The following is a 25,227-nucleotide window of genomic DNA, read 5'->3' as shown; positions in this document are numbered from 1 at the left end:
ACGCCAATCACTGAACTGGGCGGGGGCACCGACACAGACAGGCGAGGAGGCGGCCCCCACCTGGAAGCCGCCCCCTGTTCCTGATTGCTGAACGCTGACTGCTTCCCCTACGCCTTCGCCGCCTGCGAGCCCCCCTTGCGCTTGTCCTTCCATTCCTCCAGGAACACCACCATGGGCGCGACGATATAGATCGACGAGTACGTGCCCACCAGGATGCCGATCAGGAGGATCAGGCTGAAATCCCGCAGCACCGGGCCGCCGAAGACGAGCAGGCTGACGAGCGGCAGCATGGTGCTCACGGAAGTCATCACCGTGCGCGAGAGCGTCTGGTTGATCGACGTGTTCACGATCTCGCGGTAGGGCCGCCCGCGCATCTCCCGCAGGTTCTCGCGGATACGGTCGGACACGATGATGGAGTCGTTCAGCGAGTAGCCGATCAGGGTGAGCAAGGCGGCGACCGTCGCCACGGTGAACTCCAGCCCGAGCAGGCTGAAGAGGCCCATCGCAATCGCGACGTCGTGAATGGCCGCCACGATGCTCCCCAGCCCCATGATGAAGTCGAAGCGGAAGCCGACGTAGATCAGGATCAGGGCCAGACCCAGCAGCACGGCCTGAATCGTCTTCTGGGTGAGTTCCTGGCCGACCGCCGGGCCGACCGTCTCCTGTGACTGCACCTCACCCTGCGGCAGTTTGGCGACGGCCGCGCTGAGCCTCTGCACCTCGGGCGCGGTCAGCTCCGGCACCTTCACGGTGTACTGGGCGCCCGTAAGGCCAGGAGTCTCGTTGCGCTGGATGGTGGCGCTCTGCGGCGTGACCTTGGCAACCCCAGCACCCGTCACGGCAGAGCGCACCTGGTCGGTCGTCGTCTGCGCGCTGGCCCGCACGGTCAGGCTGGTGCCCGAGGTGAAGTCCACCCCGTAGTTCATCCCCTTCGTCGCCACGATCAGGCCGCCCGCCAGCGCGAGCAGCACGCTCACCGTGGTCACGATGGGCGCCGCCTTGATGAAGTCGATGCGGGTGGCCTTGATCCACTGCGGGGCCGTCATGTTCGGCCTGCGCTGCGCCAGCCACTGCATGAACCACTTGGCGAACACCAGGTTCGAGAACGTCGAGGCGACCACGCCGATGATGAGGGTGACGGCAAAGCCCTTCACCGGCCCGGTCGAGTAGTTGTACAGCGCCAGGGCCGAGAGCAGGTGCGAGGCGTTCACGTCCAGGATCGCGGCGGTCGAGTGCTGGTACCCGGCCCCGATGGAGCCCCGGATACCCTTGCCGCGGCTCAACTCCTCCTTGATGCGCTCGAAGGAAATGACGTTGCCGTCCACCGCCGCGCCGATGGTGAGGACCAGCCCCGCGATGCCCGGCAGTGTCAGGGTCGCGCCGAAGCCGCCCAGCAGACCCAGGATGATGATGGAGGAGAACAGCAGCCCCAGCGCGCCCACCAGCCCGAACCACAGGCCGTAGTACAGGAACAGCATGCCGAACACCAGGCCGATGCCGACGAGGGCGGCAATCGCCCCGCTGCGGATCGCGTCCGCGCCGAGCGTCGGCCCGATGGCCCGCTCGGCCTCCGTCCTGATCTTGATGGGGAGCGCACCCGACTTCAGCACCAGGGCGAGCTGGTTGGCCTCCTCCGGGCTGAAGCTGCCGCTGATCTGCACGTCGCGGAAGAGGCGCTGCTGGATGGTCGCCACCGACTGAATCCGGTCGTCGAGCACGACCGCCATCAGCCGCCCGACGTTCTTGCCGGTGAAGTCCCCGAAGGTCTGCGCGCCCTTGTCGGTCGTCTGGAAGGTCACCACCCAGCGCCCGGATGTGGGATCAGTCGCCGCCTGCGCGTTGGCGATGACCTCACCCGTCGCCTGCACCGGGCCGAGGTCCGAGAGCTTGTACCCGCCCGAGGGGGGGTCTTGCTGCCGCAGCGTGGGGTCCGGCTGCGCCCCCTGGTTCACGATGCGGAACTCCAGCCGCGCGGTGCGCCCGATGATCTCGCGGGCGCGGTTTTGCACGGCGGGCGTGGCGCCGGGAATCTCCACGACCACGCGCTTGCCGCCCGAGACGGTCACGGTGGGCTCGGCCACGCCCAGCGCGTTGATGCGGTTCTCGATCACGGTCTTGACCCGGTCGAGTTCCTCGCGGGTGGCGTTGCCGCTCTCGGGCGCGAGTTCGATCCGCAGGCCGCCCTTGAGGTCCAGGCCCAGCGTCATGAACTGGAACTTGTCGTTCCACAGCGAGAACGGCGTCTGCGGGTGCTGCCACGGCCGCCAGATGAACGCCAGGCTGGCGAGCAGCGTCAGGAGCAGCAGCAGGCCCGTCCAGAGGTTGGGCTTGCTGGGGTTGGGGGCGCCGCGCCGGGGCGGCGGGCGGCGGTTGCGATTCCGATTGGGATTGCTGTACGTCACAGGTGTACTCCGGGAAAAGGGAGGTGGTCGGTGTCTTGCTTTTGCTCCTCCCCCTTGACGCGTAGAGCGGCTTGCAGGGGGGGAGGCCGAGTGGGGGTGAGCGGGCCGGGCGTTCGGGAAAAGGCCCTTCTCACTCCCCGCGGTCATCCTTCAAAAGCGCCTTAGCCCCCGTCGGTCTGCCGCCGCCCCAGCAGCGCGAGGGTGCGCGGGAGACTGGGCGCGGTCCAGATCGGGCCGGGTCCGGGGACGCGGCCACGTTCGCCCGCCACCCGGAACGGTTCCGGTGGTGGCGCGGCCGAGAGGGCCGGGCCCGGCGAGGGCTGCGGCGCGGGCCGCACCTCGGGCAGGACAGGGGCGACGTTGCCCGCCGTGACACGCGGCCCCCCGTCCGTCACGGAGGGCTGGTGCCCCAGCAGCACCGCCAGCACCGACAGCAGCGTGAGCATCCCCGGCCACGCCAGCGCCCGTGGCCACCGCAGGGGCGTCACGTCGGGGCGGATGGGAGGGGGCTGGGACTGGGGCATAGGGGAAAAGGCGCCCCAGCATACCAGGCCGTTCCGAATCGGAGGGCGACCGACCCGGCGTTTTAGCCCCCACTTAACCCGCCCCGGGCACCCTGTCCCTGCCGGTCTCCACCGACCGGACATCCCCCCAGGAGTGTGACCCCGTGAATCGCAACCGGAAAAACGTCTCCCTGATCGCGCTCGCCGCCGCGCTGCCCCTCACGGCGGGACTGGTGTTCGCCCAGCAGTCCACCACCCCCCAGCGGGTGCAGCCCGCCCAGCCGGGCCAAACCGCGCCGGGCACCCAGAACCCGGGCGGTCAGACCACGCCGACCCGTCCCCAGGCCAGCGGCACCAACTACGCCGACGTGTTCCTCCAGAAGCTCGCCGCGCAGCTCGGCATCACGGTGGAGCGCCTGAAGGCCGCCGCCCTCGCCGCCGGGAACGCCACCATCGACCAGGGCGTGCGGGCGGGGGACATCCCGAGTGACCGCGCCGCCGAGATGAAGCGGCGCCTCCAGCAAAACCCCTTCGCCTTCGGGGGGCGCGGTGGGCGGGGGATGGGCGGTCACCATCACGGCGGGCGGGACGGCTTCGGCCGAATGGACGGCGGCCCGCGGGATTCTGACCAGGCTCAGCCCAACAGCAGCAACGGGACGGGCACCGGCACGACTTCCGGCACCTGACCGAGCTTTCCCTCGCCGTTCTCCCAAGTGTGGAGGCCGTGAGGGAAGTTCTGGAGTACAAGGAGGTATGGCCCGGCGGCGCGCGGCGCGGCGCGACACCGGCGATCCCTCCAACCTCCCACCTGACCGTGACCATCCCGGGCGCCCCCCTGCCCCTCCGCTACGAGCGCACGGAGGCGGGCCACCTCATCCTCCACGGGGAGGAGTGGGGAAAACCCCTCACCATCGAACTCGTCCCCGGCCCAGGCGCCCGGTTGCTCACCTCGCGCGGCTTCCACCCGGTGAGCGAGTATCCCTTCAACAGGTAAAAAGGGGCGGCCCCCACACGGGAAACCGCCCCCTCTTTTTCTGACTGCTGAGCGCTGACCGCTCCCCTTACGCCTGCGTCACTTCCACCATCTCCGAGGCCTCGATGATGTCACCCTCGGTCACATCGTTCCAGTCGAGGTTGATGCCGCACTCGTACCCGGTCTGCACCTCGCGCACGTCGTCCTTGAAGCGCTTGAGGCCCACGATGGTGCCCTCGTAGACGACCTGACGGCCACGGGTGACCTTGGCCCGCGCGTTGCGCCGCAGCAGCCCGTCGGTCACGTAGGACCCGGCGATGTTGCCGCTCTTGGGGTGGCGGATGACCATGCGGACCTCCGCGCGGCCCAGGTACCGCTCCTCGAAGACGGGTTCGAGGTTGCCCTTGATGAGGCGGTCCACCTCGTCGATGAGTTCGTAGATGATGCGGAAGGTCTTGATCTCGATGCCCTTGGTGTCGGCCACCTTCTTCACGCCGCCCGAGGCGGTCACGCTGAAGCACAGGATGGTCGCGTCCGCCGTCGAGGCGAGCAGCACGTCGCCCTCGGTGGGCGAGCCGATGCCCGAGAGCAGCACGTTGAGCTTCACGTCCTCGGTTTCCTTCTTGGCGAGGATGCCCTGGATCGCCTCCAGGCTGCCCTGGGTGTCGGCGCGCAGGATCAGGTTGACGGTGCGCGTCTCACCGATGGGCCCCATCATCTCCTCCAGGGTGCGGCGGCGCTGGGTGCGGGCGGCCTCGGCATCGCGGCGGTCGCTGACGCGCTGGGCGATCAGCTCGCGCGCCGCGTGCTCGTTCTTCGCGCTGAAGACCTTTTCACCGCTGGCCGGAGCCTCGGAGAAGCCGAGAACCTGCACCGGGGTGCTCGGCCCCGCCTCCTTGATGCGGCCCCCGTTGGAGTCCGTCATCGCCTTGATCTTGCCGTAGTTCTCCCCGACCACCAGGAAGTCACCCACGCGCAGGGTGCCCTCCTGCACCATCACGGTCGCCAGCACGCCCGCCTGGCGGTCCACCCGGCTCTCGATGATCACGCCGCTGAATTCACCCTTGGGGTCGGCCCGCAGGTCCTCCAGCTCGGCGGTGAGCGAGATGTACTCCAGCAGGTCCTCGACGCCCTCGCCCGTCCGCGCGCTCACGGGCACGACGATCAGGTCGCCGCCGTACTCCTCCGGCACGAGGTTGAGCTGCGTCAGGTCCGTCTTGACCCGCTCGGGGTCGGCCTGCGGCAGGTCGATCTTGTTGATCGCCACGATCATGGGGACCTTGGCCGCCTGCGCGTGCGCGATGGCCTCGCGCGTCTGCGGCATCAGCGAGTCGTCCGCGGCGATCACGATGATGGCGATGTCGGCGACGTTCGCCCCACGGGCGCGAATCGTGGTAAAGGCCTCGTGGCCCGGCGTGTCGATGAAGACGACCTTGCCCTTGCTCGTCCTCGCCTCGAAGGCGCCGACGTGCTGGGTGATGCCGCCCGCCTCCTTGGCCGCCACCTTCGTCTTGCGGATGTAGTCCAGCAGCGAGGTCTTGCCGTGGTCCACGTGCCCCATGATCGTGACGACGGGGGCGCGGTGGGGGAGTTCCGGGGCCGACGGAGCGGCGGGTGCGGACGCCGCGACGGGCTCGCGTTCGGCCGTCGCGGTAGCCGCTGCCTGGGGCTGGGGCGCGCTGGCGGCCTGCGTCTCAGGCTGAGTGGGCGCGGCCTGGGGGGCGCTCGCCTGGACGGGCGCCGAGTCCGCCGGGGCCGCCGTTCCCGCCGCAGCCTCCTCCTCCAGAATCTGCTTGATGAGTTCGACGGTGTCCTCCTCGATGGTGGAGCTCACGCTCTTGTACGAGACGCCCAGCCCGTCGAGGATTTCCAGCATTTTGTTGTTGTCCACGCCCAGATCACGGGCGAGGGTATAGATGCGAACTTTCGACATGCTCACCTCCGGTGAGGCCCGCGTGTCCCCGGGGGGCGCGGGCAGCAGATCAGCTTGTCATGGTCTGACCTGTGGATGTGTCGTTCATGGCAGGGTTGAGGGCTTGCAGGTCCGCGCTGACCAGCGGAGCACTCGCCCCGAAGGCCCGCCGCAGCCGCTTCTCCGCCCAGCAGGCGGGCGAGTCGGCGCACACGTAGGCGCCCCGTCCCGTGCGGTTTCCCGCCAGCACCCTCCACCCCTCCACCGTCCGCGTCACCCGCACGAACTCGGGCTGCGGACGCTTGCGGCGGCAGGCGACGCAGGTGCGCTCCGGGATATGGCGGGGCTTGGGCGCGGCGGTCAAGCGACCTTACTCCTGCGTGTCGTCCGGGCTGGCGGTCGCCACCGACTTGCTGTCGCGGAACAGCGCATCGAAGGCGGAGGCGGCCGCGTTGCCCTTGCCCGCGCCCCCCCGCTCGTCCTGCATGGCCTGCTGCATCGCGGCGTCGAGGTCGCTGACCGCCGCCGTCTCGCGCAGGTCGATCTTGAAGCCCGTCAGCTTGGCCGCCAGCCGCACGTTTTGCCCGCCCTTGCCGATGGCGAGCGAGAGCTGGTCGGGCGTGACCGTCACCGTCGCCTCGCGGATGTCGGGCTGGACCTCGATCAGGCCCACCTTCGCGGGCGACAGCGCGTTGCGGATGAAGTCGCGGGTGTTCGCGTCCCACAGGATCACGTCCACGCGCTCGCGCCCCAGTTCGCCCGTCACCGCCTGGATGCGGTTGCCGCGGTGCCCGATGCAGGCGCCGATGGGGTCCACGTTCGGGTTATGGGAAAACACCGCCACCTTCGACCGCTGCCCCGCCTCGCGCGCAATCGCCTTGACCTCCACGATGCCGTTGGCGACCTCGGGGATTTCCTGGCGCAGCAGGTAGTCGAGCAGCCGCTCGTCGGCGCGGCTCGCCAGGATGGTCGGCCCCTTGGGCGTCTTGCGGACTTCCTTGAGGTAGATCTTGACGCGGTTGCCGGGCACCAGCTTCTCGCCGGGAATCTGCTCGCGGGGGGGCAGGATCGCCTCGCCCGCGCCGAGTTCGACGAACCAGTTGCCCTTGTTGTCGCTGCGGACGACCTGCGCGGTGAGCACCTGGCCCTCGCGGTCCTTGTACTCGTTGTAGACCACGTTGCGCTCGGTCTCGCGCATCTTCTGGGTCAGGGTCTGCTTGGCGGCCTGGAGGGCGATCCGGGAGAACTTCTCGCGGTCCACCGGGAACTCCATCTCCATGCCGATCTCGACGCCGGGGTCGAGTTCGAGCGCGTCGGCGAGCGAAATCTGGAGGTTCTCGTCCTCCACCTTCTCGACGACCTCGCGCACGATCAGGACCTCGAGTTCGCCGCTCACGGGGTCGAGGTGGACCTCTACCCGGCGGTCGGGCTCCACGTTGCGGGTGTAGGCCTGCGCGAGCGACTGCTCGAAGGCCTCGATCAGTTGCATCTCGTTGATGTTGCGTTGCTGCGCGACCTCACGCAGCGCGTCCGCGAAATTGAATTCACCTTGGGTCATCTCACTCTTCCTCTCGTATTCGGTTTTAGCGGTGCCGGTCCGGGAACTCGGCGAGGTGGCCCTGGAACGTTCCCACGGTCAGCGTCACGTCCTCGCCCCCCACGTCGAAGGTGACCTGCTCGCCGTCCACCGCCTTGATGGGCGCGGTGAAGGCGTGACCGTCGCCGCGCACCCGGGCCTTGAGGCCGATCATGCGCTCGTAGTGCCGGGCGCGGGTCAGCGGCCGCTTGGCCCCCGGCGACTCCAGCTCCAGGCGGTACTCGCCCGCGATGGGGTCCACCCGGTCGAACTCGGCGCCCACCGCGCGGCTGGCGGCCTCCAGGTCCTCGACGGTGATGGGCTGCTCGTCCAGGCGGTCCATGCGGATGACCACGACGGGCCGCCGTCCGGGATTCTGCACCTGCACGTCGAGCACCTCGTACCCCAGGGGCCGCAGGACGCCGTCGGCGAGGGCGTGCAGGTCGGTTGAGTTGTGGGTTGCGTTGTTATTCATATTGTGGGCCGCTCGCAGCAGGCCGGAAACCACCCCCTCCACGAAAAAAGGTGGGCCGGGCACCCACCTCGGTTCGAGGAATGTCTGAGCGGAGTATACCTCATCCTCGCGGCGGGGCGGGGAAGACCGTCACAAAGGCCGTCCCGAACGGGTGACGGAATCGTAAGAGTGGGCGGCGTACCGTAGAAGGAATGGGGGAGGCGCGCCTGTGGGTGCTGGCCAGGCTGCCCGCCCTGGCGGGAGGGCTGAGCTTCCTGCTCCTGTGGCTTCTTGTTCCACACTGGGGAGTCCGGGATTCCCTCCCCGAAGCCCTGCGCCAGCTCGCCGCGCTGCTCGTGGGCGCGGGGCTGAGGTGGTTCGTCCCGAGGACTCCCGCCGTCCGGCAGGCCGTGAGTCAGCTTCCCCCCCGGCAGCGTTTCGACGAGGAGTGGCAGGTCTACTTCTGGCTTCTGGGCCTGACACTCCTGCTCTTCGTGGGATTGCTGCTCTTTGCGGGGTGAGCCTGGGCGTCCCCGGCCCTCTGCCGGAAGCTCAGTTCGCCGGGGTGTCGTTGCCCAGCCGCACCGTCACGTCGGCGCCGGGCACCCCGGGCTCCTGTGAAACCTGCCCGTGCCCCACGTCGCGCAGCACCGCCCGGGCCGATGTGCCGCTCACGGTCGTGGGCACGTCCGCGCGCTCCCCGTTGGAGGTGACGACATCCCGGTAGCCCAGGCCCTCCAGCCGCTCCTTGAGGCGGCGGGCACTGCCCCCCGGGGCGCCGACGTTCACGACCGCCACCGTGAGGGACCGCGGGTCGTTGGGATCGCGGAAATGCTCCTCGATCAGGTTGGCGAGCCCCGCCCGGTCGGGCACCCAGGTCGGCCCGCCGAAGGTGCCGGGAACGGTGTAGGTGTTGATCTTGGGGCCGCTCAGCGCGCCGCCCAGGAGCGCCCCGATCTGCCCCCGCGTCAGGTTCGTCTTCATGTTGCCGTCGATGGCGGCCACCATCCGGGGCAGGCGCCACCAGTTCAGCGGGTTCCTCATCTGCCCCGCCAGGGCCGTCAGGAACGCCTGCTGCCGCGCCACCCGCCCGATGTCGCCCAGGTTGTCGTGACGGAAGCGCAGGAAGCCCTCGACCTGCTCGCCGCTGAGGTGCTGGCGCCCCGGCTGGAGGTCGATGTGAAGGTGCCCGGCGTTGTCGTCGTACTTCATGCGGGTGGGCACGTCCACCGTTACGCCACCCGCCGCCTCGGCCACCGCGCGCAGGGCGTTCAGGGACAGCAGGGCGTAGGCGTCGATGGGCACGCCCGTCAGGTCCTGCACGGTGCGGACGAGCAGCTCGGGGCCGCCCGCCGGATTCGCCGCGTTGATCTTGCTCCAGCCCCGGCCGGGAATGTTCACCCAGGTGTCGCGGGGAATGCTCAGCAGGTTGACCTGGCCGTCGGGCCACATCTGCGCGAGCATGATCGTATCCGTTAGGAAGGAGAAATCTTCCGGCTTGGGTGGATAGGGCCAGACCCCCGCCTTGTCGTCGTAATCCGGTGTGACGCCCGCGAGCAGCACATTCACGGGACCGTCCGCCTTGCGGGGCAGCGCCGCGTACCGCGACAGGGCCGGGAAAGCGGGGGCGGACAGGGCCACCAGGCCCGCGAGAACGACGAGGAGAACTACGGCAGCGCGGCGCACCCCGCGAGTGTAGCGGGCAGGGGGGGAGGGAACAATCATCCTTTGGAAGGAAGCGGGGTTCGGGAAACAGTATCCCCGGCCTCGGCCAGACGCTCCACCCGCGGACCCACCCCCGTCAGCACCTCGTATTCCACCGTGTCCGCCCAGCCCGCCACGTCGGTCACCGTCACCTCATTCCGGCCCCAGACCTCCACCCAGTCGCCGACCCGCACGTCCAGACCCGTCACGTCCACCATCATCTGGTCCATGCAGATGCGGCCCAGGACCGGGCGGCGCTCACCCCGCACGAGGACCCAGGCCTTTCCCGTCGCATTCCGGGGATACCCGTCCGCGTACCCGACGCCCACCGTGGCCACCGTGGTCTCCCGCCCGGCCCGCCACAATCCGCCGTAACTGACGCTCTCGCCGGGATGGACGGGGTGGACGTGCGTGACGCGGGCTCTCAGGGTCATCACGGGGGTCAGGGGAACGGCTTCCCGCAGGTGAGCTGGCGCGAACCCATACGAGGCGAGCCCGGGCCGCGCCAGACTCAGCCCCGGCAACACCCCGAAACTCAGGATGCCCCCCCCGTTCGCCGCGTGGGCCAGGACCGGGGGCAGCGCGGCGAGCACGCGCCGGAACCGTGCGAGCTGCTCGCGGGCAAAGCTCAGGTCCGGCTCGTCGGCGGTGGCGAAGTGGGTGTACACCCCCTCCAGCAGCCCCCGCCCGGCGAGGCGCAGGCCGATCTCCACCGCCTCCCCCGGACGGGCGCCCAGCCGGTTCATGCCCGTGTCCACCTTCAGGTGCGCGCGGGCGTGGGCGGGGAGCGCGTCGGCCTCCGCGAGCGAGGCGACCGGGAGCCGCACCCCCAGGTCGGCGAGCGGCCCCACCTCCTCCGGCATGGGCGGGGTGAGGAGCAGGATGGGCTTGCCGGGGTTGAGCTGCGCCAGCGCCGCCGCCTCGCGCGGCACGGCCACCGCCAGCCCCCACACGTCGGGGTGCCGCGCGGCAATTCGCGCCACGATCTCCAACCCGTGCCCGTAGGCGTCCGCCTTGACGGGAAGCAGCAGCCGCGCCCCGGCCCGCCGCGCCAGGGCCGTGAGGTTGCCCGCCAGGGCGGACTCGGAGATCAGGGCCTGTGCGCGGGAATGCATCACCCGTATGGTAGCCGCCCCGTTATGATTCTCGGGCAGTGAGCACGCGACGCCCTCCCTTCCCCATCACGCTGCTGACCCTCACCGCCCTGTTGGGCGGCCCCGCCTCTGCCCAGACGAGCAATCCCGCGGGCGGCATCCTGCCCCTGGTCTCGGTGGGCGCGAAGTGGCCGCAGGCGCAGGAAACCTACCTGATCCGTGTCTCACCGGAGAATGCGGGCAAACCCCTGGGCCTGGAGGTCTACAGCCCCACCTTCAACCTCGCCGACTATGTGGAAGGCCGCCGCGGTGAGGGCTACTTCGGCGACGAGCTGTACCAGAAGAATGAGCCCTTCGAGACCACCTTCGTGCTGACCGGCCCCGGTGGAACGGTCGCCGAGCGGCGCTATGCCACGAACCGCGAGCACACCTGGGAAAGCCTCTTCGCGGGCGGCCTCCCGGCGGGCACATACACCCTCAAGGTCAGCAGCCGGGGGGACGGCAAGAACTCCTACGCGCTGCGGACCGCCGCCCCCTTCGGGCTGGAGACGAGCGACTTCTCGGTGAACGCCCGCGACACGGAGGAGGCGCCCCTCCTCGCCGCCCGGCTGAACGTCCCGGCGGACTGGGTGGGGAGGACGCTCTCCCTCGTGAACTACGACGTGGACGGCCCCGGGGAGGCCGAACTGTGGGCGGTGAAGCCCGGCGGCGAGCGGGTGAACCTGACGCCCAGCGAGAACGGCAAGTCGGCGACCGACCGCTTCACCGTCGCGGCGGGGGAGGTGGGCGAGTGGCAGGTCTTCCTGCGGGTGCTGCCCACCACCCGGCAGTATTCCAACGCGATTCGCCTCTCCTTTCGCCTGAACGATCAGCCCGTGACGGCCCGGGTCGGCGGCTTCACCCCGCCCGAGAACGCCAGGATTGCGGGCCAGCTTCTCGTGGACGTGGTCGACCCCCAGGGCCGCCCGGTGCCCGGCGCGAGCTACACCCTGGTCGGCGAGGGCTCGGTGAGGCCCAGCCTGCCCCCCGGCTACGTGCCGGTCAGCAGCGCGATCATCGAGGGTGTGGGCAACGTCGTCTCGCCCACCGAGATCCGCACCCAGCCGGGGTACGCCAAGCTGCGCTTCGTGGCCCGCCCGCCGCAGGGGCAGCTCACGGTGGAGGCGGTGGCCCTGTACGGGGGCGAGCGCCTTCCCCTGAACGGCATCCCCTTCGAGGTCGCCGGGCGCTCCCTCACCACGCCCGCCACGCTGCCGCTCCCGCCCGGCGACTACCCCGTCACGCCGGGCACCGTCCCGGGCAGCACCGTCACGCCGCCCCTGCCCGGCCGGGTGGCCGACGCCGGAACGGGCAAGGTCACCCTGGAGTACCGGGTGCAGACCGAGCTCTCGCTCGTCACCTCGCCCGACGTGCTGAACGCCTGCGACGTGACCCAGCTCACCGCGACCGCCCGCACCGACTTCCCGCAGCGCCTCCCCGCCCGGCTGCGGCTCAACCTGCCCGCGGGCTGGAGCAGCGACTACCCGCTGGAGGTCCCCGGCGAGATCAGCAGCGCCGCCCCCCTGCGCCTGAAGGTGCCCGTCCGCGTCTGCCGCTCGGACACCGCCGAGGTGATCCTCGATCCCCTCGACCTGCACACGACCGGGCAGGCCCGCGTCCGCAATCCCGGCGGCGCCAACGTGACCCGCACCGTGCAGGGCGGCGCCCGCGCCACGTTGGGCAAGAGCGTGGAGGCCGCCGCGCAGGGCTACACCGTCACCCTCACTCTGACGGTGGACCGCACCCTGGAGAACGTGCGCCTCCTCGACCCCCTCCCGACTGGCGGGGGCACGCCCGCCGTGCGCGGCCCGCTGAGCGTCCAGGGGCCCAGCCTCGCCGGGGTCACGCCCCGGGTGGACGGTGACACCATCCTGCTCACGCGGGTGATTCCCGGCACATACACCCTCACGTACACGCTGCTCACCGACCAGCCCGCCGACCGCGTGGTCACGGCCCCGGACGTGAGCTGGTAGCCGGGGGCTGAGAATGGTGAAGAAGAGCCGCCCCCACCGGCGGTTTTTCTGTATACTCATGTGAACATGAGACGTGCGTGGCTTCTGCCCCTCGTCGCCGCGTTGCTGGGCGCGTGCGGCACTCTGGCCGGACCCCTCACCCCCACGGCCGGGGATCTGCTCGCCGCGCCGACCGCCCTCCAGATCGCGGGGCGCAGCCTAAAGGCGGACGCGACCTCCAGCCTGGACGGGAACTCCTTCCAGGTCCGCGTGCGGGTGCAGAGCAGCCGCCCCCCCCTGCCGTCCCTGGCGGTCACCGGCGTCTACGTCGTGACCGAGGACGGCGTCTGGAGCGCCGCCACGACCCAGAGCGGGCGCTGCGGCAAGGGCGCGTGCCTCCAGGGCACCGGCCGCGGTGGGGCGCGCGGGCTGCGTTCTGGCGAGGGCGCGCAGATCGTCGTCAGCCTGAGGGACGCCGGGGGCCGCACCCTGTGGTTGCGCGATCCCCAGGCCAGCGTGGGACAGGCAGGCGCCGGGCAGAACTGAGGGCCTCAGCCCAACTCGGTCCCATTCCAGAGCGTCCGGCGCTGGCCTGGATGTTCTCTTGTGTCCCAGCTTGAGGGTGATCCGTCTGTCAGCCAGCGCATGAGTCGGGCGGACTCGCTTCTGGCCTGTTGCCGCCGATTGGTTTCCCTCTGCCTCTCGTCCCCGACTCACCCCAAGGGCGCCTCAGTCCCCCGCCGTCACCACCCCGTCCCGGACTCTCAGCGTGTGGTCGGCGAGCGCCGCCACGTCCCGGTCGTGGGTGATTAGCACCACCGTGCGCCCCTCGCGTGCCGGGCCGGTGAGCAACTCCAGCACCCGCTCGCCCGTGTGCGAGTCGAGGTTCCCGGTCGGCTCGTCGGCGAGCAGCACGCGCGGGTCGTGCGCCAGCGCCCGCGCGATGGCGACCCGCTGCGCCTCCCCGCCCGAGAGCTGCGAGGGCAGGTGCGAGGCCCGGCCCGAGAGGCCGACCTGGTCGAGCAGCGCCCGCGCCCGCTCACGCCGCTCCCGTGGGGGCAGTCCCGCCAGCGTGAGCGGCAATTCCACGTTCTCCAGCGCGGTCAGGATGGTCACGAGGTTGTGGCTCTGGAACACGAACCCGTAGTTCGCCAGCCGGAAGTCCGCCCGCCCCGCCTCGGGCAGCGCGTGCAGGTCGGTGCCGTCCACCCACACGCGGCCCGTGGTCGGCGTGTCGAAGCCCGCGAGCAGGTTGAGCAGCGTGCTCTTACCGCTGCCGCTGGGGCCGACCACCGCCGTCATCCCCGGCGGAAAGGCGTGGGTGAAGGGCGCGAGCGCCGTGACGGTGCCCTCCCCGCTGGGGTAGATGCGCGAGAGGCCCTCGACCCGCAGGACGCAGGAACCCGTCATCACACGCGCCCCAACGCGTCGGTGATCCCCAGTCGGCTCGCCGCCCGGGCCGGGAGCAGGCCCGAGAGCAGCCCCAGCAGCAGGCTGATCCCCAGCGCGAGCAGGGTCAGCCGGGGCGTCAGCGCCGCCGCGTCGATCCCCGCGAGCTGCTGGGTGTAGGCGTTCACCGCCGCGATTCCCCCCAACCCCAGGATCAGCCCGCCCACGCCGCCCGCGAGTGCCAGCAGCAGGCTTTCACTCAGCACCAGCCCCCGCACGAAGCCGGGCCGCGCCCCGATGGCCCGCAGGGTCCCGAACTCGCGGGTGCGCTCGAACACGCCCATCATCACCGTGTTCGCCACCGCCAGCCCCCCCACGATCAGGGCGATCAGCGAGATGCCGAAGCGCACCGCGTCGCTGATCCGCAAGGCCCGGTCCACGAAGGACAGGAAGTCCGACTGCGTCTGCGCCTCCACATTCAGCCGTTTCGAGACCGTGTCCGCGACGAGCCGGGCATTTCGCGGGTTCGCCAGCTTCAGGGCCACGAGTGACACCCGCCCCTGTGCCCCCTCCGCCCGTTGCAGCGTCGTGAGCGGCAGGAAGATGAAGCTGTCCACCAGGCCCGACTTCGGGGCCAGGACCCCCACCACCTTCACCCGGCTGCGGCGGTTGAGGTTCAGGACCGAGCCCAGCCCCAGGTGGAGGTTCTGCGCCGCCTTCGCCCCGACCACCGCGACCCCCTGGCCCTCGTCTGCCGGGGTCAGGCTGCGGCCCCGCGCCGCCGGCGTGTTCGGGAATACCGCCCCCACCCCCTGCGCCGCGGGCAGGCCATACAGCACCGCGCTCTGCGTCACGTCCAGGCTGCCGCGCACCGTCATCACCACGGGCGTGACCGAGGTGATGCCCAGCTCGCCCGACAGCTTCTGGAGGTCGCCCACCACCGACTGCGGCAGGTTCGGCTGCGGCGCGAAGCCCTGGGTCAGGCCGCTCAGGCTCACCTGCACGTCGGGGCCGATGCCGCCGAGTTCGGCCGTGAAGACCTTACGGATGCCCTCGCCCAGGGACAGGAAGACCACCATGCTCGCCACGGCGACGGTGATGCCCAGGGCGGTGAGGAGGGTTCGTACCGGGCGGCGGGTCAGGCCTTTCCAGGCCAGTTTCCAGAGGTCGGACGGGTTCACGGGTCTCAAATTACGCCGGTTTGGGGGGAGGGACGGGGGGAAGGGCTGCGGTTGAGGTGGAGGGGGAGGACTAACTCCCTTACTCGGAGGTGGAGGGGTACAGCTTCGGCGGGCAGGGCATCTTGCTGCGGTTTGCCCCCACCCCCAGCTCCTACCCCCGGAGGGGGCAGGGGAGCTTTCCGCTGCGCTCGGCAAGGGGCTCGGCCCGCCGCGCCCGTGGTCGTCTTCCTTAACGCGCAAGGTTTGATCTTGCTGCTTCCTGAGCCGCGGGCCCACCGTCTCGCTGCGCGAGCAAGGCGTGGTGAAGGCGGTGCGAGTGCAAGTTCCCTTGTGGGGATGGGCTGCCCGCAATAGACGGTTTTGAAAAGCAAAAGCCTCGGCACTGTTCCTCCCCTCCCCGTGTGGGGGAGGTTGGGACTCGGCGAGCTGCTTGCAGAGAGGGTGGCGAGTGGAGCTCGCCCTCGTGCCGGGCGACGAAAAGGCTGTGTCGCCCAAGTTCTCCTTTCGCAGCAAGCGTTTGCAGGGGAGGCGGGGAGAGGGGTGGCAGGCCAAGCCTGTCCTCCAACACCTGTCCTCTCACAGTTCAGAGGCGGAGGGGCGCCTCTCCCTGCCGTGTGGGAGTTTGTCCAGAATTCTGGAGGACCGGGGCGGTTCCCCGTCCTGTCATCCCGTCAGGCCGTCCCCACCTGCTCCCGTGTCGCCGCCTCCAGTGCCCCGTCCAGCGCCGCCAGCATCTCCCCCAACTCGGCGTCCGTGATCGTCAGGGGGGGGCCGAGGAGGAGGTGGTCGCCGCGCGTGCCGTCCACGGCGCCCGTGCCGGGGTAGGTGATCAGGCCCCGGCTCAGGGCAGCCTTTGCCACGCGGTCGGCCACGCCCGGGGTCCCGAAGGCTGCCCCTGTCGTCGGGTCGCCCAGGACCAGGCCCAGCAGCAGGCCCTGCCCGCGCGCCTCCAGCACAACGGGGTACTTCTCCCGCAACTCCCGCAGCCCCGCCAGTAGCCGCTCTCCCTGCACCCGCGCCCGCTCTGTCAGGCCCTCCCGCTCCACGACGTCCAGGACGGCCAGGCCTGCCGCCACACTGACCGGGTGGCCCGCGTAGGTGAAGCCGTGCTTGAAGCCCCCCGAACCGTTCATCACGGTGTCGTAGACCCGGGCACTCGCGGCGAGGCCCGCCAGCGGCGCGTACCCGGCGGCCAGGCCCTTGCCCAGCACCACGAGGTCGGGCGTCACGTCCCCCCCCAGGCGCACGGCGAGCGGGGCCCCGCAGCGGCCCATCCCGCTCATCACCTCGTCGGCGATGAAGAGGACGCCGTACTCGCGGCAAATCTCGGCGATTCGCTTGTGGTAACCCGCATTCGGGGTTAGCGCTGCGTCCGACGCCCCCACAACGGGCTCGGCGATGAAGGCGGCGACACTGGAAGGCCCGGCCTCCTCCAGCACCCCGCGCAGCCGTTCGGCGTCCTCCTCACCGGGGAGGGAGGGGTCCGGCTTCGGCATCTTCGGCCACGCGGCCTCGTTGATCAGGGGCGAGTAGATGGCCCGCCGCGCGCCCATCCCCGACGCGGCGAGCGCCCCGAGGCTGGCGCCGTGGTAGCTCGGCACGCGGGTGATCACCTTGTAGCGGCCCGGTTCGCCCCGCTCGACGTGGTACTGCCGGGCGAGCTTGATGGCGCTCTCGTTCGCCTCCGACCCGCCCGACACCGCCCAGAAGCGGAAACCCGGCAGCCCCAGGAAGCCCATGAGCCGCGCCGCGTACTCCTCCAGCACCGGGCTCGTGAACTGCGAGCCGTGGACAAAGGGCAGCTCGCGGGCCTGGCGCGCCAGGGCCTCGGCGACCTCCACGCGGCCATGCCCGATGTTCGCCACCAGCGCCCCCGAGGAGCCGTCCAGATAACGCCGCCCCCCGGCGTCGAACAGGTACACGCCCTCGCCGCGCACGGCGGTGGGGTAGGGCTTGCGGGAGCGGTAGAAGACGCTGGAGTCGGTCACGGGTGCGGGCCTTTCAGGAGTCGAAGAGGGGCGGGAGGGCCAGCCACTCGCTGGGCGGGGGGTCACCCTCCACCTCCAACGCCCGCAGGATCAGGCGGCACGCGGCGCGGTGGGGGCGCAGGTCGGGAAAGGGGAGGTGCCGCGCGTAGGCCGCCCGAAAGTCCCGGGCGCCTTCCGGTGTGAGCAGCAGTTCCCACAGGCACAGGTCGAGTTCGGGAGGGGCGAGGGCGCAGGACTCCACATCCACCAGCGCGTGGGGTTGGCCGCCGCGCCACACGAACTGCGTGCCGTTCCAGTCGAGCAGCGTGGGCACGGCCCGGGTGGGGCAGGGGACGGAGGTGAAGGCCGACTCGACCTGCGGCCAGTGGTCCGCCCAGGCCGCCGGGCCGAAGTGTTCGGCCAGCTCGCGCACCACGTTCAGGGCGCGCGGGTAGAAGTCGGTCAGTGGGAAGCGGTGTTCGCCCGTCACATCCCCATACACGTCAGAGGCATGGGCGTGAGTCGCCGCCACCCGCCGCCCCAGTTCCCCCGCGTCCGCCTCGTGCAGGTCCCGGGCCGGCTCGCCCTCCACGAACTCCACCCCCAGCGCCGGGCTTCCCCGGAACTCCACCAGACCCAGCACGTCCGGCACCGCCCACGCGCCGAGCCCCTGCCAGAAGCGGTAGGTCCGGGCGGTGGCGTGCAGGTCGCGGGGGTCCACCCCGAACAGCCGGGAGAGCCCCAGCATGAAGGGGCTGACCCGCGGCGAGGTCCACCAGGCGCGGCGCAGGATCACCGGGCCGCCCGGCAAGTCCACCCGCCACACGTGCGAGGCCCGGCTGGAGTCGCCCGCGTTGAGCTCCGTGACGGCGAGCGCCGCGCCCGGGTCCAGGGCTGCTGGCCGCGCCCCTACCACGTGTCCCCCCCACTCGGGGGCGGCCACAGCCCGAGGGCCTGCCGGATCAGCACGACCTGCCCGAGGTGGTAGACGCCATGCCCCGCGAAGTTGACGAGCGTGGCGGCCCAGGGCTGGCCCTCGCGGGTGAGGCCGGAGGTGAAGCTGGCGTCGCGGCTCAGGGCCCGCAGCCGCTCCTGACCGCCGAGCAGCCGGGAGCGCAGCGCCTCCCAATCCCCCGGCTCGGGCCAGCCGCCCGCCGCGTGTTCAGGCCACGTGGGGTGACCGCCGCCCGCCGCCTCGAGCAGGAAGTCCTGCCAGAACGCCACATGGGCGGCGACCTGCGCGGCTGAGTGGGACAATCCGGGCGGCACCCGCGCCGCGTCCTCCGCGCCCAGCCCCTCCAGCGCCCGCTCCCAGGGGACGTTGGCGGGGCCGCCGGAGAAGAGGTTGCCCACCGCCTTCCCAAACGCGGCCTGTTCCCCGCTCACCACGTGTCCCCACCCCCGGGAGGCGGCCACGCCCCGAGAGCCTGCCGCACCGTCACCACCTGCCCGAAGTGATGTGCGGTGTGCAGCGCGAAGTCCGCCAGCAGCTCCCCGATGGTCTCGTCGTGGTTGACCGGGTTGGCGAGGTCCGGGCGGGCCGTGTGCGTGTCGATGCGGGCGAGCAACTCGTAGAACTCGGCCTTGACGCGCCCCCAGTCGGCCTCGCCCGCCGCGGGCCAGGTGTCCGCCGCGTGCTTCGGGTACGGCATCGCCTGCCCGCCCTCGATCACGTCCAGCATCCAGCGGTTCCACCAGTTCACGTGCGCCACGAGTTCGGCGACGCTGTGCGGCAGGCCCTCCGGCCTGCGCGCGGCCACCGCCCCGTCCAGCCCGCTCAGCGCCGCTTCCACGCCCACAAAGGCCTGCCCGCCCCGGAACAGCTTGGGCAGCAGTCGGGCGAAGGCGAGCTGGGCGCGCCCGTTTCGGTCAGCCTGGGTGTCGGTCATGGGGGTAGTTTCGCAGAGAGCGGTTGGCAGAGGGTTACCCTGACCTGGAGATGGAGGCTGAATCCCGGGTCAAGACGGCGGGCGAGCTGGGCGTGTCCCTCCGCGCCCTGGCCGACGTGCCGGACGTGATCGGAGCCGCCTTCGGCCTGGACGGGCTGATCCTGACGGAAGCCGACCTGTCCCCCGAGTTCTTCCGGTTGCGCAGCGGGCTGGCGGGCGAGGCCTTCCAGAAGTTCACGAACTACCGCATCCGGGTCGCGCTGGTGCTGCCCGACTTCGCGGCGCACGGGGAACGCTTCGCCGAGCTGGCGTATGAGCACCGGACCCACGCCTGGATTCGGTTCGTCCACACGGAGGAGGAAGCGTGGGCCTGGCTGAGGTCCCAGGTCTAACTCAATACTTCTGCGCCACCGTCTTCGTCTGGAGGAACCAGAAGAGGTAGTCGGGGCCGCCCACCTTGGCGTTCGTGCCGCTCATGCCGTAGCCGCCGAAGGCGTGGGTGCCCGACAGCGCCCCGGTGCATTTGCGGTTCACGTACAGGTTCCCCACGTGAATCAGCCGCCGCGCCTCACCAATCTTCCCCGGATCGCGGCTGTAGAAGGCGGCGGTCAGCCCGTACTCCGAGTCGTTGGCGAGGTCGATGGCGTGGCGCCAGTCGCGCGCCCTGGTAAAGCTCAGCACCGGCCCGAAGATTTCCTCCTGGAAGAGGGGGTCTTTCGGGTCCACGTCTGCAAAGATCGTGGGCTGCACGTACCCGCCCTCGCGCTCCCCGCTGTCCGCCCGCTCGCCGCCGAGGACCAGTCGGGCCGTCCCCCTGCCCTTCTCGATGTACCCCATGATGCGGTTCGCGCTGCCCTCGTGGATGACCGGGCCGAGGGGGGCGTTCTCCTCCGGCGAGCCGACCTTCAGGTCGCGGGCGAGGCTCACCACCTTGTCCAGCAGCTCGTCGTACACGCTCTCCTCGGCGATCACCCGGCTGCACGCGGAACACTTCTGCCCGGCGTACCCAAAGGCCGCCTGCACGATGCCCTGCGCCGCGGCGTCCAGATCAGCGTCGGCGCACACCACCGTCGGGTCCTTGCCGCCCATCTCGGCCATCACGCGCTTGAGCCACTTCTGGCCCGGCTGCACCTTCGCCGCGCGCTCCATGATCCGGCAGCCGATCTCCTTGGAGCCGGTAAAGGCGATCATGCGGATGTCCTTGTGATCCACCAGCGGATCGCCCAGCACCTCGTCTGTCCCCGTCAGGAACTGGATGACGTTCCGGGGCAGCCCCGCCTCGAACAGGAGTTCGACGAGCAGCAGGCTGGAGAGCGGCGTCTCCGAGGCCGGTTTCCACACCACCGTATTTCCCGCCGCGATGGCCCCCAGCGCCATGCCGAGCGGAATCGCCGCCGGGAAGTTCCAGGGGCTGATGACGGCAACCACGCCGATGGGCTCGTACACCATCGTCACGTGCTCGCCCTGCATGGGGTAGACGGGCTTGCCCTGCGCCCACTTCAGCGTCTCGCGGGCGAAGACCTCGAAGTGGTCCACGCACTCGGCGATCTCGCCGTCCGCCTCGGCCCAGTTCTTGCCGTTTTCCAGGCCCATCACGGCGTTGAATTCCATTCGGCGGGTGCGCAGCAGCTCGGCGGCCCGCTTGAAGATCGTCGCCCGCTGCATCGGGTCGGAAAAGCGCCACTCCTCGAACGCCACCTTCGCGCAGCGAATGGCCTCCTCCAGTTGCTCCGCCGTCGCCTTGGGGAAGTGCCACACGACCTCGCGGGTGTCGGCGGGGTTGCGGACCTCGAAGGTCTCGCCGCCCTCGACCGGCTTTCCGCCGATGTACAGCGGGAAGGTCCGGCCCAGGTACCCCTCGCGTACCCGGCGGTAGGCCTCGCGCTGCCGCTGCGCCACGTCCTCCTGCCCGAAGTTGAAGTACGGCTCGTGTTCAAAGGGGAGGAAGCCCTCCATCAGTGTGCTCGTCATTGCCCTGCCTCCTTGAGATTAAGGCGAGGGTAACACGCCCCCTGGAGCGGCGCAAAACCGCTGTCGGACGGTAAAAAAGAGGTGCTGCTGAAGGCTGAGGGATGTACCTCTGGCCGCTGTGGCTTTACAGATGTTAGGTCACGGTTGCTTCCCGCCCGGCCCACAACGCTGCCCCGATCAGCCCCGCGTCCGCTCCCAGTTCCGCGTGGATAACTTCAGGACGGTAGCGTTCAGGGAAGTGGGCGAGCGACTCCCGCACCCGGGCCAGGTACCCGGGGCGCAGGCCCACGCTGCCGCCCAGCGCCACCCGCGTCACGCCCAGCAGCGCCGCCACGTCCGCGATCTTCCAGGCGATGTGGGCGGCGGAATGGGTGTAGGCGGCGGACGCCACAGCCTCGCCATCCTCGGCCGCGTCGCACAGCGTCCGGGCGCCTTCATACCCCAGCTTCCTCGCCTGCTCGTTCAAGGCCGTGCCGCTCGTCTCGAATTCCAGAGAGGAGAGGAGACCCACGCCCGGAACCTCCCCCCCGGGTTCCACTGGGCGGGCACGCTCACGAAGCCCAGTTCGGCGTCCAGCCCGTTCGCGGCGAGGTGCAGCCGGCCCCCCAGCACCAGCCCGGCGCCCACCCCGGTACTCACCGTGATGAACATGAACTCGCTCGTCCCGCGTCCCGCCCCCACGCGGAACTCACCCCAGGCAGCGGCCCGCGCGTCGTTCAATGCTGCACAGGGCAGCCCCAGGCCCCCCGAGACCCGCTCGGCCAGCGGAACGTCCGTCCAGCCGGGAAAAGTATGGGCCGCCGTGGCGGTCACGCGGCCCCGGGCGACGGCCCCCGCACAGGCCACGCCGACCGCCGCCGCCTGGGGGGCCAGGGGCGCGGCGAGGTCCAGCGCCGCCGTGAGGACAGCCTCCGGGACGGCGGGCTTCGGCGTGCGCGTCTCGTGCCGCTCGGTCACCCGCCCACCCTCCACCAGCGCGGCGCGAATGGACGTTCCGCCGATATCGAGGGCGAGGAGGGACGGGACTGGATCGCCGGGGGAGGTCATGCGGACATTCTTATCCCTTCGCCAGAAGGAACCTGACCACCGTGTCCCGCATCCCCCGGCTGGTGTAGTGCCCCACACCCGGAAACACGATCTCCCGGAAGTTTTCCGGGCACCCCGCCCGCGCGTAGGCCTCACGGTAGGCAGCGGCGGTCGGGACGTGGTGGGCAGCGAGGGGAAACACCGGGTCGCTGTCCCCGCTCGCCAGCAGGAGGGGGACGGGCGGCGCGTCGCCCGCGTGGGTCGTGGGGCGGTGGGTCTCCAGAAAGGCGCGCAGTTCCGGCACCCGCACCTCCGGCTCCTCCCACACGCCCGAGGAGATCAGCACCGCCGCCCGCCCCACCCGCGCCTCGGTCCGGGCGAGAGTCTGGGCCACGTAGCCGCCCATGCTCGACCCGACCACCGCAAAGGGCAGCGGGCCGAACACCTGTTCAAGAGCGTTCAGCAAGGCCGGGGCCTCCGCCACCGTGCCCCGCACGCTCTCCCAGACGTACTCGCGGGCGTTCAGGCCGGGCGGCGTGTCGCCCACCCGCTCGCCGTGCAGCGCCGCGTCAGGGATCACGACGGCCCAGCCCCGCGCCGCGAGGGCGGAGTACACGCCCAGTTTGCCCTCCTTGGCCGCCCACGCGCCGTGGTACACGAGGCAGGAGGCCCGGATTTCCGTGACTTCCGGTGGGCGCTCGATCAGGACGGGCACCCCCGCCAGCACGCGCCGCTCGATCAGGTAGGGCGTGTCGCCGTGCATGGGCGTGGCGTGTGGATCGGCTGGGTTGAAGATTCGCTCGTCCGTCATACGTTCACTCCCAGACGCTCCACCCGTTCCGCTGAGTCCCCGAGATGAGGTTCACTGAACGCGAACCTTGCCCCAGACCTTCCCGTTCACGATCACCTCAAAGGGATCGGTGCGGGCAAGCGTGCCGGAGTCGGTGTACGACAGCGTCGTCTCGGTGTAGACGGCAGGACACACGGCACCCGGACGGGTCTCGGTCGCCTCGGCCTTCAGGGCCAGAACCTGTGCCGTCCGGGAAATCAGGGTGAGGCGGTGGTTCGTATCCTCACACGACCCCACGCCGACCCGGACATCCACCTGCAGGGGCGCCGTTGCGGAGACCGTAGCCGGAAGGCTGACCTTCACCACACCCAGGGGGACGGTCCGGGGCACGCCCAGAACTCCGCAGGCGCTGAGGGGCAGGGCGAGAAGCAGAGCAGCGGCGGACCAGGGCTTTAGCATGACCTCATGCTGCCATTCCGGGTGCTGTCCCGTTGCGGCAAAGGGGCGGTCCCCCACCTGACCAATCCAGTAAAAGACCGGCCCCCGGAATTGGAAGCCGGTCGCCCTGCTGCCGAAGCTCAGTGCCCGTCGCCGTCCTGCGCCTCGCGCTTGCCCTCGCGGTACTCGGCGTGCGCCTCGGCGTTGTGGACCTCGGCCTTGGCGCGGTCCTCGGCGGCTTCGATGTCATGCTTCGGGCTGTCGCTGAAGGCCCCGGCCACATCATGCCCGGCGGCTCGGGCGCGGTCGGCGCCCTCCTTCAGCTTGGCTCCGGCGGCGTCGGCCATGTTCTCCAGCGTGCTCTTGTCATCACTCACGGTGAACCTCCTGGTCGTGGATTCCCGGTTGGGTAGGGGCAGCATGGCGCGGCGAGGCGCCGACCGGGTGAACCTCGACTTCACGCCTCCCAGCTCGACCTTTAGCTGAGCTGCGACGTCGCTTCATGCAGCGGGGGGAGGGGAGGAGCGTGAAAAGTTGAACCGCGTCGACACCATTCGGGTGACACAGACACCCATGCACCTCTCAGGCGCGGGAGGGGTAGAGTTGGGCCGACATGACCCAGCTCAGCGATCCGCATATCCAGGTGCCCACCCAGGGCGAGAAGATCCGCATGGAGGGGGGCAAGCTCCAGGTGCCTGACCGCCCCATCATTCCCTTCGTGGAGGGCGACGGCACCGGCCCCGACATCTGGCGCGCCTCGGTGCGGGTGCTCGACGCGGCGGTGCAGCAGGCCTACGGCGGCGAGCGCCAGATCGAGTGGATGGAGGTCTACGCGGGCGAGAAGAGCGTCCAGGTCTACGGCGAGGGTGAGTGGCTCCCGCAGGCGACCATCGACGCCTTTGATGAGTTCCTCTTCGGCATCAAGGGGCCACTGACCACGCCCGTCGGCGGCGGTATCCGCTCCATCAACGTGGCGCTGCGCCAGGAACTCGACCTGTACGCCTGCGTGCGCCCGGTGCAGTACTTCGAGGGCGTGCCCAGCCCCCTCAAGCGGCCCCAGGACGTGGATATGGTGATCTTCCGCGAGAACACCGAGGACATCTACGCCGGGATCGAGTACAAGGCGGGCACCCCCGAGGCGGCCAAGTTCCGCGACTTCCTGATCGGCGAGATGGGCGTCACCAAGATTCGCTTCCCCGAGACTTCCGCCTTCGGCGTGAAGCCCGTCTCGAAGGAAGGCACCGAGCGCCTGGTGCGCGCCGCGATCCAGTACGCCGTCGACAACGGGCGCAAGAGTGTGTCGCTGGTCCACAAGGGCAACATCATGAAATTCACGGAGGGTGCCTTCCGCGACTGGGGCTATGAGCTTGCCAAGCGTGAATTCGGCGGGGTGGAACTCGACGGCGGGCCGTGGCTCCAGCTCCCGAACGGCGTCGTCATCAAGGACGTGATCGCCGACAACTTCCTCCAGCAGATTCTGCTGCGGCCCACCGAGTACGACGTGATCGCCACCCTGAACCTCAACGGCGACTACATCTCCGACGCGCTCGCCGCGCAGGTCGGCGGCATCGGCATCGCGCCGGGCGCCAACATCAACTACGTGACCGGCCACGCCATCTTCGAGGCCACGCACGGCACCGCGCCCAAGTACGCGGGCAAGGACGTGATCAACCCCTCGTCGGTCATCCTGTCCGGCGAGATGATGCTGCGCTACATGGGCTGGACCGAGGCCGCCGACCTGATCCTCAGGGGCCTGGATCAGACCATCGGGCAGAAGGTCGTCACCTACGACTTCGCCCGCAACATGGAGGGCGCGACCGAGGTGAAGACCAGCCAGTTCGCCGACAGGATCATCGAGAACATGCGCCAGGCGTAAAGAAGGTTGGGCGGGGCAGAGGGCCGGGGATGGCTCTCTGCCCCCACTTTTGAGAGCGTTTGACAGAAGAATGGTCACCCTAAGCGGAGTG

At 70.3% G+C, this 25,227-nt stretch carries 27 protein-coding genes; 7 read left to right on the top strand and 20 right to left on the bottom strand.

The features are described 5' to 3' along the window. Positions 1–107: 107 nt before the first annotated feature. Together secD and DAERI_RS05175 are read right to left on the bottom strand one after the other, a co-directional pair. Positions 108–2,402, bottom strand: coding sequence for a protein translocase subunit SecD (secD, locus tag DAERI_RS05180; RefSeq protein ID WP_103128368.1), 2,295 nt, complete (start codon positions 2,400–2,402; stop codon positions 108–110). A 161-nt stretch (positions 2,403–2,563) separates the two neighbouring features. After that, positions 2,564–2,926 carry a hypothetical protein gene (locus tag DAERI_RS05175; RefSeq protein WP_235610264.1) on the bottom strand — a complete coding sequence of 121 codons (363 nt, stop codon included), beginning with the start codon at positions 2,924–2,926 and terminating at the stop codon, positions 2,564–2,566. 143 nt (positions 2,927–3,069) lie between these two features. Here DAERI_RS05175 and DAERI_RS05170 point away from each other — a divergent pair, with 143 nt between their 5' ends. Together DAERI_RS05170 and DAERI_RS05165 are read left to right on the top strand one after the other, a co-directional pair. Further along, positions 3,070–3,591, top strand: a complete 522-nt coding sequence (locus DAERI_RS05170; protein WP_201262720.1) for a hypothetical protein — start codon at positions 3,070–3,072, stop codon at positions 3,589–3,591. A gap of 38 nt (positions 3,592–3,629) precedes the next feature. Continuing rightward, positions 3,630–3,899: a hypothetical protein gene (locus DAERI_RS05165; RefSeq protein WP_103128367.1), complete on the top strand. Its 270-nt coding sequence runs from the start codon at positions 3,630–3,632 to the stop codon at positions 3,897–3,899. A gap of 67 nt (positions 3,900–3,966) precedes the next feature. Here DAERI_RS05165 and infB read toward each other — a convergent pair whose 3' ends face one another. From infB to rimP, 4 genes are read right to left on the bottom strand one after another with little or no spacing between them, the layout of a single operon-like run. After that, positions 3,967–5,811, bottom strand: coding sequence for a translation initiation factor IF-2 (gene infB / locus DAERI_RS05160; RefSeq protein WP_103128366.1), 1,845 nt, complete (start codon positions 5,809–5,811; stop codon positions 3,967–3,969). A gap of 49 nt (positions 5,812–5,860) precedes the next feature. Next, complete coding sequence (locus DAERI_RS05155) at positions 5,861–6,154, bottom strand: YlxR family protein (RefSeq protein WP_103128365.1); 294 nt, start codon at positions 6,152–6,154, stop codon at positions 5,861–5,863. A gap of 6 nt (positions 6,155–6,160) precedes the next feature. Continuing rightward, positions 6,161–7,348: a transcription termination factor NusA gene (gene nusA / locus DAERI_RS05150; RefSeq protein WP_103128364.1), complete on the bottom strand. Its 1,188-nt coding sequence runs from the start codon at positions 7,346–7,348 to the stop codon at positions 6,161–6,163. A gap of 25 nt (positions 7,349–7,373) precedes the next feature. Beyond that, on the bottom strand, positions 7,374–7,841 hold the full coding sequence (gene rimP, locus DAERI_RS05145; RefSeq protein WP_103128668.1) for a ribosome maturation factor RimP: 468 nt from the start codon (positions 7,839–7,841) through the stop codon (positions 7,374–7,376). A 191-nt stretch (positions 7,842–8,032) separates the two neighbouring features. Here rimP and DAERI_RS05140 point away from each other — a divergent pair, with 191 nt between their 5' ends. Further along, positions 8,033–8,341 (top strand): hypothetical protein, encoded by a 309-nt coding sequence (locus DAERI_RS05140; RefSeq protein WP_103128363.1) that lies wholly within the window; start codon positions 8,033–8,035, stop codon positions 8,339–8,341. Positions 8,342–8,372: 31 nt separating this feature from the next. Here the strand turns inward: DAERI_RS05140 and DAERI_RS05135 are convergent, their stop codons facing one another. Both DAERI_RS05135 and alr read right to left on the bottom strand, forming a co-directional pair. Beyond that, on the bottom strand, positions 8,373–9,506 hold the full coding sequence (locus DAERI_RS05135; protein WP_103128362.1) for an LCP family protein: 1,134 nt from the start codon (positions 9,504–9,506) through the stop codon (positions 8,373–8,375). Between the two features lie 35 nt (positions 9,507–9,541). Beyond that, entirely contained in the window at positions 9,542–10,639 is a 1,098-nt protein-coding gene (gene alr / locus DAERI_RS05130; RefSeq protein ID WP_103128361.1) for an alanine racemase, read from the bottom strand. Positions 10,640–10,677: 38 nt separating this feature from the next. Between alr and DAERI_RS05125 the strand changes: the two genes are divergently transcribed. Both DAERI_RS05125 and DAERI_RS05120 read left to right on the top strand, forming a co-directional pair. Further along, positions 10,678–12,630, top strand: a complete 1,953-nt coding sequence (locus DAERI_RS05125; RefSeq protein ID WP_103128360.1) for a hypothetical protein — start codon at positions 10,678–10,680, stop codon at positions 12,628–12,630. A 66-nt stretch (positions 12,631–12,696) separates the two neighbouring features. Continuing rightward, the gene (locus DAERI_RS05120) at positions 12,697–13,155 is read left to right on the top strand and encodes a hypothetical protein (RefSeq protein ID WP_103128667.1); all 459 of its coding nucleotides are present in this window, start codon (positions 12,697–12,699) and stop codon (positions 13,153–13,155) included. A 183-nt stretch (positions 13,156–13,338) separates the two neighbouring features. Here DAERI_RS05120 and DAERI_RS05115 read toward each other — a convergent pair whose 3' ends face one another. From DAERI_RS05115 to DAERI_RS05090, 6 genes are all read right to left on the bottom strand, one after another. Beyond that, positions 13,339–14,019: an ABC transporter ATP-binding protein gene (locus DAERI_RS05115; RefSeq protein WP_103128359.1), complete on the bottom strand. Its 681-nt coding sequence runs from the start codon at positions 14,017–14,019 to the stop codon at positions 13,339–13,341. Next, a complete protein-coding gene (locus DAERI_RS05110) occupies positions 14,019–15,179 on the bottom strand; it encodes an ABC transporter permease (RefSeq protein ID WP_103128358.1) in 1,161 nt (386 codons plus the stop codon). The genes DAERI_RS05115 and DAERI_RS05110 overlap by 1 nt, the downstream gene beginning before the upstream one ends. A 671-nt stretch (positions 15,180–15,850) precedes the next feature. Continuing rightward, a complete protein-coding gene (locus tag DAERI_RS05105) occupies positions 15,851–17,167 on the bottom strand; it encodes an aminotransferase family protein (RefSeq protein ID WP_103128357.1) in 1,317 nt (438 codons plus the stop codon). A gap of 13 nt (positions 17,168–17,180) precedes the next feature. Continuing rightward, complete coding sequence (locus DAERI_RS22315; protein ID WP_103128666.1) at positions 17,181–18,062, bottom strand: hypothetical protein; 882 nt, start codon at positions 18,060–18,062, stop codon at positions 17,181–17,183. Next, positions 18,056–18,532: a DinB family protein gene (locus tag DAERI_RS05095; protein WP_235610263.1), complete on the bottom strand. Its 477-nt coding sequence runs from the start codon at positions 18,530–18,532 to the stop codon at positions 18,056–18,058. Before DAERI_RS05095 ends, DAERI_RS22315 begins: the two co-directional genes overlap by 7 nt. Further along, a complete protein-coding gene (locus DAERI_RS05090; protein ID WP_103128355.1) occupies positions 18,529–19,035 on the bottom strand; it encodes a DinB family protein in 507 nt (168 codons plus the stop codon). Before DAERI_RS05090 ends, DAERI_RS05095 begins: the two co-directional genes overlap by 4 nt. Before the next feature lie 50 nt (positions 19,036–19,085). On the opposite strand from DAERI_RS05090, the gene DAERI_RS05085 reads away from it, so the two are divergent. Then, positions 19,086–19,427: a DUF4180 domain-containing protein gene (locus tag DAERI_RS05085; protein WP_103128354.1), complete on the top strand. Its 342-nt coding sequence runs from the start codon at positions 19,086–19,088 to the stop codon at positions 19,425–19,427. A gap of 1 nt (position 19,428) precedes the next feature. On the opposite strand, the gene DAERI_RS05080 is transcribed toward DAERI_RS05085, so the two are convergent. The 6 genes from DAERI_RS05080 to DAERI_RS05060 form a co-directional block, all read right to left on the bottom strand. Further along, complete coding sequence (locus DAERI_RS05080) at positions 19,429–21,006, bottom strand: L-glutamate gamma-semialdehyde dehydrogenase (protein WP_103128353.1); 1,578 nt, start codon at positions 21,004–21,006, stop codon at positions 19,429–19,431. A gap of 133 nt (positions 21,007–21,139) precedes the next feature. Next, entirely contained in the window at positions 21,140–21,517 is a 378-nt protein-coding gene (locus DAERI_RS23060; protein WP_268806072.1) for an ROK family protein, read from the bottom strand. Further along, a complete protein-coding gene (locus tag DAERI_RS23055; RefSeq protein ID WP_268806070.1) occupies positions 21,469–22,053 on the bottom strand; it encodes an ROK family protein in 585 nt (194 codons plus the stop codon). Before DAERI_RS23055 ends, DAERI_RS23060 begins: the two co-directional genes overlap by 49 nt. A 10-nt stretch (positions 22,054–22,063) precedes the next feature. Next, the gene (locus DAERI_RS05070) at positions 22,064–22,843 is read right to left on the bottom strand and encodes an alpha/beta hydrolase (RefSeq protein ID WP_103128352.1); all 780 of its coding nucleotides are present in this window, start codon (positions 22,841–22,843) and stop codon (positions 22,064–22,066) included. 51 nt (positions 22,844–22,894) lie between these two features. Then, a complete protein-coding gene (locus tag DAERI_RS05065) occupies positions 22,895–23,281 on the bottom strand; it encodes a hypothetical protein (protein ID WP_103128351.1) in 387 nt (128 codons plus the stop codon). A 119-nt stretch (positions 23,282–23,400) separates the two neighbouring features. Then, a complete protein-coding gene (locus DAERI_RS05060) occupies positions 23,401–23,637 on the bottom strand; it encodes a hypothetical protein (protein ID WP_235610262.1) in 237 nt (78 codons plus the stop codon). Positions 23,638–23,873: 236 nt separating this feature from the next. Between DAERI_RS05060 and icd the strand changes: the two genes are divergently transcribed. Continuing rightward, positions 23,874–25,136, top strand: coding sequence for an NADP-dependent isocitrate dehydrogenase (gene icd / locus DAERI_RS05055; RefSeq protein WP_103128349.1), 1,263 nt, complete (start codon positions 23,874–23,876; stop codon positions 25,134–25,136). Positions 25,137–25,227: the final 91 nt, after the last annotated feature.

This window comes from Deinococcus aerius (genome assembly GCF_002897375.1).
Lineage (GTDB): Bacteria > Deinococcota > Deinococci > Deinococcales > Deinococcaceae > Deinococcus > Deinococcus aerius.
Note: the sequence above shows the minus strand (reverse complement) of the source record. Positions and strands in the feature narration are given on the sequence as shown.